We start from the raw sequence: 274 nt of genomic DNA, 5'->3' as shown, positions 1-274 counted from the left end.
TGAACATCTTCAAGCTGATGAAGTACCTGGGCCGCGAATACTTGCTCATCTTCTCCACCTCCTCCTCGGAAGCAGCACTGCCGCGGCTGATCGCCAAGATGGAGCACCTGGGCGTGTCCAAGCCGGTCGTCGGTGTGACCGTGCCCACCGGCTACTCCTTCAACCTGGACGGCACCGCCATCTACCTGACCATGGCGGCGCTGTTCGTCGCCACGGCGATGGGGACGCCGCTGGAACTGGGCGAGCAGATTTCCCTGCTGGTCTTCATGATCAT

The 274-nt window shown here is 61.3% G+C and carries 1 protein-coding gene; it reads left to right on the top strand.

Annotation, left to right across the window (positions count from 1 at the left end; translation table 11 throughout):
- Positions 1-274: cation:dicarboxylate symporter family transporter (locus AC5RVV_RS18395; protein WP_494002762.1), on the top strand; the 274-nt coding region annotated here is incomplete at both ends.

This window comes from Arthrobacter sp. MDT2-34-1, assembly GCF_059091365.1.
This window is presented reverse-complemented; position numbering and strand designations above follow the sequence as displayed.